Source organism: Rhodococcus huquni (genome assembly GCF_055231055.1).
Genome location: NZ_JBUYWE010000006.1, coordinates 184,226 through 196,351, shown reverse-complemented (window position 1 = coordinate 196,351; position 12,126 = coordinate 184,226). Strand labels below are relative to the sequence as shown.

The 12,126-nt window shown below is 65.8% G+C and carries 13 protein-coding genes; 12 read left to right on the top strand and 1 reads right to left on the bottom strand.

Features of this window, described 5'->3' with window-relative positions; translation table 11 throughout:
- Window positions 1-5 precede the first annotated feature (5 nt).
- The 12 genes from ACZI8R_RS13645 to ACZI8R_RS13590 all read left to right on the top strand — a co-directional run bounded on the left by ACZI8R_RS13645 (window position 6) and on the right by ACZI8R_RS13590 (window position 11,201).
- Window positions 6-1,262, top strand: coding sequence for a lipase family protein (locus ACZI8R_RS13645; protein ID WP_463380164.1), 1,257 nt, complete (start codon window positions 6-8; stop codon window positions 1,260-1,262).
- A gap of 41 nt (window positions 1,263-1,303) precedes the next feature.
- Window positions 1,304-1,645, top strand: a complete 342-nt coding sequence (locus ACZI8R_RS13640) for an MmcQ/YjbR family DNA-binding protein (RefSeq protein ID WP_463380163.1) — start codon at window positions 1,304-1,306, stop codon at window positions 1,643-1,645.
- On the top strand, window positions 1,642-2,847 hold the full coding sequence (locus tag ACZI8R_RS13635; RefSeq protein WP_463380162.1) for a sensor histidine kinase: 1,206 nt from the start codon (window positions 1,642-1,644) through the stop codon (window positions 2,845-2,847). The genes ACZI8R_RS13640 and ACZI8R_RS13635 overlap by 4 nt, the downstream gene beginning before the upstream one ends.
- Before the next feature lie 61 nt (window positions 2,848-2,908).
- On the top strand, window positions 2,909-3,712 hold the full coding sequence (locus ACZI8R_RS13630) for a LytR/AlgR family response regulator transcription factor (protein WP_463380161.1): 804 nt from the start codon (window positions 2,909-2,911) through the stop codon (window positions 3,710-3,712).
- On the top strand, window positions 3,709-4,077 hold the full coding sequence (locus tag ACZI8R_RS13625) for a DUF485 domain-containing protein (RefSeq protein WP_463380160.1): 369 nt from the start codon (window positions 3,709-3,711) through the stop codon (window positions 4,075-4,077). The genes ACZI8R_RS13630 and ACZI8R_RS13625 overlap by 4 nt, the downstream gene beginning before the upstream one ends.
- A gap of 9 nt (window positions 4,078-4,086) precedes the next feature.
- Complete coding sequence (locus tag ACZI8R_RS13620) at window positions 4,087-5,790, top strand: sodium/solute symporter (RefSeq protein ID WP_463380159.1); 1,704 nt, start codon at window positions 4,087-4,089, stop codon at window positions 5,788-5,790.
- A gap of 149 nt (window positions 5,791-5,939) precedes the next feature.
- On the top strand, window positions 5,940-6,302 hold the full coding sequence (locus ACZI8R_RS13615) for a DUF485 domain-containing protein (RefSeq protein WP_463380158.1): 363 nt from the start codon (window positions 5,940-5,942) through the stop codon (window positions 6,300-6,302).
- Entirely contained in the window at window positions 6,299-7,933 is a 1,635-nt protein-coding gene (locus ACZI8R_RS13610; protein WP_463380157.1) for a solute symporter family protein, read from the top strand. The genes ACZI8R_RS13615 and ACZI8R_RS13610 overlap by 4 nt, the downstream gene beginning before the upstream one ends.
- A gap of 125 nt (window positions 7,934-8,058) precedes the next feature.
- A complete protein-coding gene (locus ACZI8R_RS13605) occupies window positions 8,059-8,505 on the top strand; it encodes a hypothetical protein (RefSeq protein ID WP_463380156.1) in 447 nt (148 codons plus the stop codon).
- A complete protein-coding gene (locus ACZI8R_RS13600) occupies window positions 8,505-9,098 on the top strand; it encodes an alpha/beta hydrolase (protein ID WP_463380237.1) in 594 nt (197 codons plus the stop codon). The genes ACZI8R_RS13605 and ACZI8R_RS13600 overlap by 1 nt, the downstream gene beginning before the upstream one ends.
- A 53-nt stretch (window positions 9,099-9,151) precedes the next feature.
- The gene (locus ACZI8R_RS13595) at window positions 9,152-9,583 is read left to right on the top strand and encodes a type II toxin-antitoxin system Rv0910 family toxin (protein ID WP_463380155.1); all 432 of its coding nucleotides are present in this window, start codon (window positions 9,152-9,154) and stop codon (window positions 9,581-9,583) included.
- Window positions 9,584-9,620: 37 nt separating this feature from the next.
- Complete coding sequence (locus ACZI8R_RS13590; protein WP_463380154.1) at window positions 9,621-11,201, top strand: substrate-binding domain-containing protein; 1,581 nt, start codon at window positions 9,621-9,623, stop codon at window positions 11,199-11,201.
- Here ACZI8R_RS13590 and ACZI8R_RS13585 read toward each other — a convergent pair.
- A complete protein-coding gene (locus tag ACZI8R_RS13585) occupies window positions 11,198-12,061 on the bottom strand; it encodes an ABC transporter substrate-binding protein (RefSeq protein ID WP_463380236.1) in 864 nt (287 codons plus the stop codon). The two genes, ACZI8R_RS13590 and ACZI8R_RS13585, sit on opposite strands and share 4 nt — an antisense overlap.
- Window positions 12,062-12,126 lie beyond the last annotated feature (65 nt).

The window sequence follows — 12,126 nt, the reverse complement described above, 5'->3', positions numbered from 1 at the left end:
TAGCGGTGGGTTCCGACAGTGCGTGGCGTACCGGGCATCTTCCGGTACGCGCGGGTGCGGTTTTGGCCGTCGTGGGTTTCGTGGTGTCGGCCGCTGTCGGGTGCTCGTCCGACGTGGAGTCGTCGCCGGAACAGCCTGCGGCAACGTCCGTGCCACAGCCCACGCTGCCACCCGCCCCGACCGGTGACGAGCGCGGCGCAGTCGTGCATCACGCGCCGTTCCCCGAGATAGCGGGTGCGATCACCGAAAAGGGCGCGGTAGCCACGAGAATCACCTACCGGTCGACGTCCGGGATCAAAGGTTCCGGTACCGAGGTGGGTGGGACGGTGTTTGCGCCTGCAGGGCCGGCTCCCGGCGGTGGTCGTCCGGTGGTCACGGTCGGGCACGGCACCACGGGCGTCACCGACGAGTGCGCGCCGTCGGCATCGCCGACCTTGTTGGGGTCGACAGGAGTGGTCGGTCAACTCCTCGATCATGGTTACGTCGTGGTGGTGTCCGACTACGAGGGGCTCGGAACGCCAGGAGATCACCCGTACCTCGAGCCGGAGACATCGGCGTACAACCTGATCGATGCGGTTCGGGCCGCTCGAAACTTCGTTCCCGGAACGTCTTCACGTTGGGCCGCGTTGGGGATTTCGCAAGGTGGGCAGGCATCGTGGTCGGCCGCGGAGCACGCCGACGACTACGGCGACGGCTTGGAGTTCGTGGGGTCTGCGAATCTCTCGCCTGCCGCGGACCTGTCGGGCATCGTCGGTGAGAACGAAGAACTGACGTTGCCGCAGAAGATGTTTCTGCCGTACCTCCTCGAGGGCCTGCGGGTGCAGCATCCCGACATGGACAAGAGTGCATACATGCGCGGTGCGCTCATCGACAATCCGGACACCGTGATGTCCTGTGTCGGTGCACTGTTGACGGAGAAATGGAACGTGGCAACACAGTTGCGTCCGGACGACACCACGCCCCGGAGTCCGGCGGATGGGTTCCAGATGCGGTCGTGGTTGCAGGACGATGCGTTGCCGAAGGAGCCGGCCGCGGGTCCGCTGCTCGTGGTGGTCGGGGAGACCGACAATCTGATCCTCCCGCCCTGGACGGAGCGCGCTGTCGAGAAGGCTTGTGCCGGTGGCGACGTGATCGACTTCCGAGCCAGAACGGGCGAAGGGCATGCCGACGCCCGGGCGATCCCGGGTGCGGTGGAGTGGGTTGCCGATCGCTTCGACGGGGTGCCCGCGCCCAACACGTGCCCGGCGGGCGGCGGCTCGTGACCGGCTCACCGCTCGAACGTCTACGAACACTGTGTCTTTCCATGCCCGAGGCCACCGAGCGCGTCAGTCACGGCGGACCCGCGTGGTTCGTACGGAAGGCGCCACAGTTCGCCACGTACGCCGAACACCACCACGACGATCGGCTGGCTTTCTGGGCGGCGGCTCCGGCCGGGGCTCAGTCCGACTGGGTGGCCCGTGATCCCGAGAGGTTCTTCGTCCCGCCGTATGTCGGTGGTAGGGGATGGATCGGGGTGTATCTCGATGTCGATCAGGACGGTGACCGATCGGACCGGTACTGGGACGATATCGCCGACATCCTGGATGATGCTTTTCGCACCGTGGCGCCGCCGAAGCTGATTGCGCGAATGGACGCTCCGGAGTGACCGGTACGGTCCTGGTACTGCTGCTGATTCTGCTCGTCGTACCCACTGCGGTGGCCGCGCTGGTGTGGCTACGAACCCGGCGCGAGTTCACCACCCCGCACGAGCGGGCCGTGCACAGCACGCTGCAGACTGCATCCTCCGCGGCGCGTTCCCTGCGTAGGGGTCTCGACGCGACGTCGGCAGCCGAGGCCGCGCCGCACCTGCGCGAGTTGACCGCGGCGAAGGCGCTGGGTATCGCCGATGCAGAGGGAACGGTGTTGGCGTGGAACGGTCCGAACGAATCGATGTCGCAGACGTTCGGCGTCGAGGCGGTCCGAGCGGTTCGTGAGGGCAGGCGAACACTCGTCACCTACGACGGTGATCGTGACTCGGCTCCGCTGTCGCTCATCGTTCAGCCGCTGCTGATCGAGGACACGGGCGTCGTCGGCGTATTGGGAGTCGTGTCGTCGGATGCCCCTGCGCCGGGAATGTTGGGCGTGGTCACGGAGGTTGCGAGCTATGCGTGCAGCCAGATCGAGCTCGCCGATCTGGACGCTTCGCGGGCCCGCCTCGATCGTGCCGAGGTGCGCGCACTGCGCGCACAGATCAGCCCGCATTTCATCTACAACGCACTGAACACCATCGCCTCGTTCGTGCGCACGGACCCGGAACAGGCTCGCGAGTTGGTGCTCGAGTTTGCCGACTTCACCCGATACTCGTTCCGGACGACCAGCGAGTTCACCCAGTTGGCCGAGGAACTTCGAAACATCGATCGCTACCTCACCCTCGAACGGGCCCGATTCGGAAACGCGCTGCAAGTGACCCTGCAGGTTGCGCCCGAGGTTCTCAATGTGGTGCTGCCGTTCCTGGCCCTTCAGCCGCTCGTCGAGAACGCGGTGCGGCACGGTGTCTCCGCGAATCCGAAAGGCGGCACCATCACGATCGTCGCGGAGGACGAGGGAACGGACTGCGTCATCAGTGTCGAGGACGACGGGGTGGGCATGGACCCGGCGCTTCTGCGGTCAGGTGCCCTCGACGCGGAGGCCGACAGTCGGGGCGGCCGGACCGAGTCCGCGCACGTCGGCCTTTCCAACGTCGACGACCGGCTTCGAGCTGCTTTCGGGAACGACTACGGTCTCGTGGTGGAAACGGCCGAGGGCGCGGGGACGAAGGTCAGCATGCGCATCCCGAAGTTTCGACCGGGCGTACGCCCCGGCCCGTGAGCCGCGTCACGGCTGCCGGTCGAGCATGGCACCATGGGTGCGTTGTGAGCGAGGTCGAACAGTGAACGAAACGCAGCAGGCGCCGAACGGGCGTCTGACGGTGCTTGCCGTCGACGACGAGAAACCCGCTCTCGACGAGCTGGTCTTCCTGCTGAATGCCCAGGACGACATCGACGTCGTTCACGCTGCACCCGATGCGACCACCGCGCTGCGGCAGTTGCGAGGCGGTGGCGTCGACGCAGTGTTTCTCGACATCAACATGCCGGGTCTCGACGGGTTGGAGCTGGCCGGGATTCTCGCGAACTTCGCAGCCCCACCAGCCGTGGTGTTCGTGACGGCCCACGACGACCGGGCGGTGACTGCGTTCGACCTCGGGGCCGTCGACTACCTGCTCAAGCCCCTGCGCGACGACCGGCTGGCCGAGGCGGTCCGGCGGGTCCGCGACCGGGTTCGCGATCCACAGCGTGGCCCGGGCGATGCGGGCGTAGCCGAATCGGCCCAGGACGACGTGATCCCGGTAGAACTCGGCGGCGTCACAACCCTGGTGCCGCGGTCGTCGGTCGAGTGGGTGGAGGCGGACGGCGACTACGCACGACTTCACACGGCGACCGGCTCTCACCTGGTTCGGATCCCGGTGTCGGTGCTGGAGAGTCGGTGGGCCGACGCCGGATTTCTGCGGGTGCACCGCTCGTATCTCGTGTCGCTACCGCTGGTCACCGGAATCAAGACGGTGGGCACCGGCCTGATGGTGTGTTTGCGTGGGCACGGCGAGCGGCCGCCCACGGAGTTGCCGGTCAGCCGTCGCCATGCCCGCGCGCTGAAGGACCGTCTGGTCCGCACACCCAAGCAATCGTGGACCCGATGACACAGCCGGTTCCGCCGGAGAGGGAACGCGTGGTCCTCGCGCAGCGACGCGGGGCACGACGAGTACGCACGCGGGTCGAGGTGCAGGAACAGACTCGCGTGGGTGACGTGATGATTCGGGGTCTGATCCGTGCGCAGCTCGGTCTGGCACTGCGGATGGCGGTGATTGCGGCGGGCCTGTTGTGCGCGATCCCGTTGGCGCTGTACCTGATCCCAGGTCTGTCGTCCGTGTCGGTGTGGGGAATTCGTCTGCCGTGGCTGGTACTCGGTGCGCTCGTCTATCCGCTGATCCTCGGGGTCGGCTGGGTCTACGTGCGCCGGTCGGAACGCAACGAGCAGGAGTTCGTCGACCTGGTCGACGACTGAGGACGACAGATGGGCGAAGAGGGACTTCCCGTTCTCACGGTTGTCGCGCTGTTGGCGGCCTCTGTGGCAACCGTGGCGATCGGCGCGTACGGGGTTCGCCTCGCGCGCACGACTTCGGACTTCCTGGTCGCCTCCCGCAGTGTCGGGCCACGTTGGAACGCCGCTGCGATATCGGGCGAGTACCTTTCTGCCGCATCGTTCCTCGGCGTGGCCGGGCTCATAGCCAAGTACGGTGCCGACGCGCTGTGGTATCCGATCGGGTTCACGGCGGGCTATCTGGGACTGCTGCTGTTCGTTGCGGCCCCGCTACGCAGGTCCGGTGCGTACACGGTTCCGGACTTCGCGGAGTTTCGCCTCGGGTCGGCCCGCTTACGCAAGCTGTCGATGATCGTGGTCGCCGTCGTCTGCGTTCTCTATCTGATTCCGCAGTTCCAAGGGGCGGGTCTCACCCTGAACATCCTCCTCGGGGTACCGAGTTGGGTCGGCGCGGCGGCGGTCGGCGGGATCGTGGTGGCCAACGTCGTCGGTGGCGGGATGCGTTCGATCACCTTCGTGCAGGCCTTCCAGTACTGGCTCAAGCTCACGGCCGTCGCGATTCCCGCTGTTGCGTTGACGATGCACTTCGTGGGGGAGGACGACACCGTTGCGACGCCAACACCGCCCACGGTGTCGGAGCGCACGACGGTGGACATCAACACGGACGTCATCGTCCAGGTGTCGGAACCGGTGACGGTGGAAGGGGATCGGCTGGCGCCGGGGCAGCACGAACTGTCGGAGGGGACCACACTGATTCTCGAACCGGGTGCACCGGTGCCGGTGGTGGCCGGTGCTCCGGCCGACAATTCGGACTGGATCGCACCCGGTTGGGGTTTCGGTGGCGAGCACCCGATGTATCAGGTGTATTCGCTGATCCTCGCGACGTTCCTCGGGACCATGGGGCTGCCGCACGTACTCGTGCGGTTCTACACCAACCCCGACGGGCGGACGGCGCGGTTGACCTCCCTGGCCGTCGTGGGTCTGCTGTCGGTCTTCTATCTCTTCCCGACGTTGCTCGGTGTGTTCGCGCGGCTGTACGTCCCGCAACTGCTCATCACCGGAAACTCGGACGCAGCGGTTCTGCTGCTACCCGGATCCGTGTTCACCGGTTGGGGTGGGCAGATCCTCGCGGCGGTAGTGGCGTCCGGTGCGATCGCGGCGTTCCTGTCGACCTCCTCCGGGCTGCTGGTCAGCATCGCCGGAGTGCTGAGCACCGACGTGCTGCGCGGCCGCGTGCGGGACTTTCGAGTGGCTGCCGTACTGGGCGGCGTGGTCCCGGTCGCGTTGTCCGTTTCCCTGGTCTCGTTGGACCTGTCCCGCACCGTCGGATTGGTGTTCGCTGTCGCCGCGTCCACGCTGTGTCCGCTGCTGGTCCTCGGTATCTGGTGGCGCGGTCTCACCGCGCCCGGCGCGGCAGCAGGATTCGTGACGGGCGGATCGGTGTCGGGTGTGGCGGCCACGGTCGCGGTGATGGGCGGCTTCACAGACGACGCGTGGGGCGGCTGGCCCGCAGCGATGGTCGCCTACCCGGCTGCTGTGAGCGTGCCGTTGTCGTTCTTGGTGATGATCCTCGTCAGTAAGTTCACCGCCCACCGGATTCCGATCGACGTGGGCCGCATCTTCACCCGTATGCATGCCCCGGAGCGGTTGGGGATGGGCGCGGACCGGGCGCCGTGAGCCGAGTGGACTCTCGACCGCTCGTCCGACGGGGGCGACCGTTTGCCGCACACTTCAACTCCTCGTCGTGTGACCGGCGGCACACCCTTCTGTTGTGACCTGAGTCTCAATACATTTGCGGAACCCCACCGATACGCGAGGAGTCTGCAGTGACCACAACAGACCTCGGTGGAGGCTCACCGCAGCCTCCGCTGACGCCCGACGCTCGAGCCTTCGTAGACATGCAGGCCAGTCCGGAGTTCCAGGAGCTGCGAACCAGGCTGCGCCGATTCGTTTTTCCGATGACCGCGTTCTTCCTCGCCTGGTACGGCGTGTACGTGCTGCTGGCGACATATGCCCACGACTTCATGGCGACCAAGGTTCTCGGGAACATCAATCTCGGGTTGCTGCTCGGCCTCGGTCAGTTCGTCACCACGTTCGTGATCACCGCGGTCTACGTCCGATTTGCGAACCGTGAGCTCGATCCCCGCTCGTCCGCGATCCGTGAAGAATTGGAAGGACCCGCACAGTGATCACCACCCTCGCGGCCGACGGCGACGTCGGGAACCCGCTGTTCAACATTGCAATCTTCGCCGTCTTCGTGGTCGGAACGATGACCCTGGTGATCCGGGCCAGCCGCACCACCAAGAAGGCCTCGGACTTCTACACGGGCGGCGGACAGTTCTCCGGCCCGCAGAACGGTTTCGCCATCGCGGGCGACTATCTTTCCGCTGCTTCGTTTCTCGGTATCGCGGGCGCGATCGCGGTCTACGGATACGACGGCTTCCTGTACTCGATCGGGTTCCTGGTCGCGTGGCTGGTTGCGCTGCTTCTCGTGGCCGAACTGCTCCGCAACACAGGGCGATTCACCATGGCGGACGTACTCAGCTTCCGCCTGAAGCAGCGGCCGGTGCGCATGGCAGCTGCCCTTTCCACCCTCGTCGTGTCGCTGTTCTATCTGCTCGCGCAGATGGCGGGCGCCGGTGGCCTCGTCTCGCTGCTCCTCAACATCGACGGCAAGGTCGGGCAGAGTCTGGTTGTCGCGGTGGTCGGCATCCTGATGATCGTGTACGTGCTGGTCGGCGGCATGAAGGGCACCACGTACGTGCAGATGGTCAAAGCTGTTCTGCTGGTGACAGGTGCGGCGATCATGTTCGTCCTCGTCTTGTTCGCCGTCCGCGGCAACTTCTCGCAGCTTCTCGCGGACGCGCAGGCAATGGTGAGCAGTTCGACCGATCCCGCCGTGGCCGGTACCGACGTGCTCGCTCCGGGTGCCAAGTACGGGATCAGCGGGATGTCCAAGCTGGACTTCATTTCGCTCGGCATCGCGCTCGTGCTCGGAACCGCCGGTCTCCCACACGTTCTGATGCGTTTCTACACGGTGCCGACGGCCAAGGAAGCTCGTCGCTCGGTGACCTGGGCGATCGCATTGATCGGTGCGTTCTACCTGTTCACTCTCGTGCTGGGCTACGGCGCAGCCAAGATGGTCGGCCCGGACGTCATCCTCGCAGCGCCGGGTAAGGAAAATGCGGCGGCACCGCTGCTCGCATTCGAACTCGGCGGAACCATCTTCCTCGGCATCATCTCGGCGGTGGCGTTCGCGACCATCCTCGCGGTGGTGGCCGGGCTGGCGATCACTGCTTCGGCGTCGTTCGCTCACGACATCTACGCCAGTGTCATCAAGCACGGCAAGGCATCCGAGGAGGATCAGGTTCGCGTTTCGCGGATCACGGTCGTGGTGATCGGGTTGGCGTCGATCGTTCTCGGCATCCTCGCGATGGGGCAGAACATCGCCTTCCTCGTGGCGTTGGCGTTCGCAGTGGCGGCCTCGGCCAACCTGCCGACGCTCCTGTACTCGCTGTTCTGGCGTCGGTTCAACACGACGGGTGCGCTGTTCAGCATCTACGGCGGCCTGATCAGCTGCCTCGTCCTGATCGTGTTCTCGCCGGCCGTGTCGGGGAAGGCGTCCGCAATGTTCCCCGGCGTGGACTTCGCGTTCTTCCCGCTGTCCAACCCGGGCATCGTGTCCATCCCCTTGGCGTTCGTCCTCGGCATCGTCGGCACCTATGTGGGTCGTCGCAAGCTCGAGGATCCGGCGAAGCAGGCCGAGATGGAGGTGCGGTCGCTCACGGGTGTCGGCGTGGAGAAGGCCGTGTCGCACTAGCCGTGGAGAAGGCCGTGTCGCACTGACAGGTGATGATTCGGGGCGCATCGGACATTCCGGTGCGCCCCGAATGCTGTGTGACCTGCTAATCTCCTGCCTGAGGTTGTACTTAGGTGAGGGTAACCATGCTGAAGAATCTGGTAGTCGTGCTGTGGTGTGTGGTCGGGCTCTCCGTCGCAGGGGCGGGAACGGCGGCTGCGCAACCCGCATCCGTCGTTCCGGAGCCGGGGAGCGCGATCGGGGTCACGAACGTGACCCTCGTCGACCACGATCGGCCGGACCCGTGGTCGGCGGGCACGCCACGCGAGCTTCCGGTGACGATCACGTACCCGGCGTCGGATGTGAGCGGACACGAGCAGTCCACCTACCTGCCGAAAGCGGTGGCCGACAGCATCGGCGCACCCGGTCTCGCGGACCTTCGTACCAACGGTCATGTCGGCGCACCCGTCGCATCGACCGGTGACAAGTCGCTTCCGGTTGTCTTGTTCTCGCCCGGCTACAACGTGCCGCGCTTCCTCAACACCGTTTGCGCGGGGCGATCGACGCCCGCGTCGCGGATGCCCGATTCGTGATGGACGTCGTCGAAGACCTTTCGGACCGAGGAGGTTCGGATGCGGTGACGGGGCAGCTCCCCGAAGGCCTCCCGGGCGCGGTGGACTCTGGCCGAATCGGGATGTTCGGGCACTCGATGGGCGGAGCGACTGCCGCCGAGGTGCTGCGTGTCGATCCTCGGCTGGGCGCCGGGGTCAATCTGGATGGCGCCCTGTTCTACGGCAGCGATCCCAGTCCCGCAGTGACGGAAGGCGTGGACGGTCCGCTGCTGCACGTGATCAGCTCGCTGCACGCGGACAGCCAGGACGGGCGCGAACGATTCTGGAACCGGTACTTCGTCACCCCTCGGGGATGGAGCAAGGTCTACGCGGTCGCGAACACGGGGCACGGCAGCTTCACCGACGGTGAGCACTTTCTCCCACAGAGCGTGCCGGATCTGCCCTTCTTCGAGATCCCCGGTGGGCTGAGCTTCGGCACGTCGCCCCGTGGCGAGGTCGTCGACACCACGAACGGGTTGCTCTCCGGCATGTTCGATCGCTTCCTGAAGGGCGTGAACGTACCTTTCCTGGACGATGCTGCCGCGCGGTATCCGCTGGTCCACGAGGTCCGCTGACACCACCCGACCCATCGTTCACATTCTTCTCGGCAAACCGATAGTCTGCACGAGTGGCCAAACTCACCGTGAAATCCGATGTGCCGCTGTCTCCGCAGCAGACGTGGGACAAGGCATCGAACCTGTCCGAGTTCGACAAGTGGTTCGTGGTTCACGACGGATGGCGCGGTGACATCCCCGCAGAATTGTCGACGGGAACGACGTTGCAGTCCGTCGTCAGCGTCAAGGGGATGCGCAACCGGGTGAAATGGACCATCAAGCAGTACGACCCCCCGAAGCGCCTGGTCCTCAAGGGTGACGGCAAGGGCGGGGTCAAGCTGGGCCTCGACATCGCCGTCCAGGCGAGGGGTTCCGGTTCGGAGGTCGCGTTCACCATCGAACTCGGAGGGGCGCCGCTGTTCGGGCCCATCGGATCCAGTGTTGCCAAGGCATTGAAGGGTGACATCGAAAAGTCGCTGAAGACGTTCGTCGAAATCTACGGCTGACTCGGACAGCGTAGAGCGAGCACTACGGGAGGCCCCTATGTCCGGCCGACACAAGGCGTCACATTCACAGCCGTCGAGCAAGTTCCCGCCCGCCGCGAAGTACGGGGCCTTGGCCGTCGTGGCAATCCTCCTGATCGGCGTGGCAGTCTTCGCGATCACCCGGGCGACCGGTGGCTGCGGTGACGTTTCCGAATACACGGTCGCCGCAGACCCGGCCGTTGCGCCGGCCGTCGAGAAGGTCGTCGCCGACACCGACGAATCCGATCTCGGCTGCGCAGCGTTCACAGTGGCGGCAACCAAGTCGGGTGACGTGAAGCCGAACGGGCCGGATGCACCTGATCTGTGGATACCGGATTCGAGCATGCTGCTCGGCGATGACACCGACATCGTTCGTGAATCGGTCGCTTCCACCCCGATCGTGGTGGTGGGCCCGCAGGTGCCGCCCACGGCCGACACGTGGTTGGACGTGCTGGAGACGCCGAACATCACGCTCGGCGATCCCGAGTCCGACGGTGCCGCGCTCGCTCCCGTCGCAGCCGCGACGGTGGAGGCCGAGGTGAGTGCCAGTGACCCCAAGGAAGTCTCGTCGGCCCTGGTGACGGTGGCCCAGCAGTCGTCGAACGCCGCCGATTCGGATACTGCGGCGCGGCTCGACACGGCCAGGACCAACGGTAGTCTCGCCATCGTCTCCGAGCAGCAGTTCGCGGCCAATCAGCAAGACGGGCTCTCGGCATCGGTACCGGGCACGGGCAGCATCTTCCTCGACTATCCGCTGGTCGCTACCGGCTCGGAGGACCGCGAAGCAGCACGGGAGGCGGGCACGAAGCTGGCCGATGCCCTCGCCTCGCGCACAGGCTCCGAAGCGTTGTCCGCCCAGGGCTTCCGTGGTTCGGACCGGAAATCGTTGAGCGACGGCCGAGGGGTGGACCCCGTCGTCGCGCTTCGTACACCCGACGCGGCCACAGTGGCCGACATTCGTAGCAAGTATCAGTCGCTGATGAAGCCCTCGCGCATGTTGGTGGTGGAAGACGTGTCGGGATCCATGAGCTACAACGCCGCGGACACGACCCGTATGGGTATGACGGTGCGGGCGAGCGAGGCGGGGAGCAAGCTGCTCCCGCAGGCCGCCCAGGTCGGTCTGTGGTCGTTCTCGACCGGAGACGACAGCACTTCGCCCGACTACAAGGAACTCGTACCGATGGCGCGCATGGACGAGATCGTCGACGGCGCGACTCATCGCGAACGTCTGCTCGCGGGAATCCGGTCGCTGCCCGACGAGATCGGTGGTGGCACCGGTCTGTACGACACGACGCTCGCGGCGTTCCGTGAGGTGAAGAAGGGGTACGACCCGAACGCGGTCAACTCGGTCGTGATTCTCACCGACGGAACCAATGAGGACCCGGGAAGTATCGGGCTGTCGGAACTGCTGTCCACGCTCAGGAGTGAGCAGGACCCGGCGAATCCGGTCAAGATCGTGACCATCGGAATCAGCGAGGACGCCGATGCGGACGTTCTACGTCAGATCTCGGAGGCGACCGGCGGCACGAGTCATCTCTCGCGGGACCCGTCGAGCATTTCGACCGTTTTCGCGGATGCGTTGCAGAGCCGGGGCAACTAATCGAGGACGTGGGCCCCGCCCGTGTCGGTGATCCATTCGCCCGCCAATGAATCGAGTGCGCCTTCCGCGTAGAGCGAATCGACGGCAGCGGACACACACGGAGTGAGGGGGCTGCCCTTCTCGAGGACGAGCCCGAAGAACTCCGTGACCGCATTCGGTCGCGGAAACTGGCCGACGAGAGTCGCGTTCTCGATCTGGGATTCGGCGATCTGAAAGCCGGTCGGAATATCGACCACGATGGCGTCCACTTCGCCCGCGATCAACGCATCCTTCGCGGCGTCGGTGGTCGGGAAGGACGCAGTCGGCGTCGCAGGTCTGATGGTCTCGTCGATGGCGGTGAGGCTCGTCGAATCCGTCTGGGCGCCGAGACGGAGAGGGGCGAGGTCGGCGAGCGACTGCGCGCCGGCCGCCGGGGTGCCCTTCATCGCGATGACGGACTGTGCGACTGCGTAGTACGGCGAACTGAGGTCGACGGCTTCACGGCGCTTGTCGAGGATCGTGACCTGGTTGATGTCGAAGTCGAATCGCTTCTCACCTGGCGCCAGAGCCTCGTTGAACGGCACCGAGACGAAAGTGACCTGCTCGGGGGCATAGCCGAGTTTCTCGGCGACTCCACGGGCAACCGCACCTTCGTAGCCCTTGCCGTTGGACGGCTCGTTGTCCACGAACCACGGCGCGTAGGCGGGGCTGTCGGTGCCGACGGTGAGGGTTCCGTCAGCGATCGTGCTGCCGCTGTCGGGCCCGCAATCGCCTACTGCACCCGTCGGCGGCAGACTCGTGAACGCTTCGAGCGGGGTGGCCTCGGCTTCGGGTTCTGCCACCGGATCGTTGCCCGAGGAACACGACGCAAGGGTCAGCATGCCGGCAGCAGCGAGTACTGCGAGACGGGTCGACCGGATGCGGGACACCCGGACATCTTGCCCGG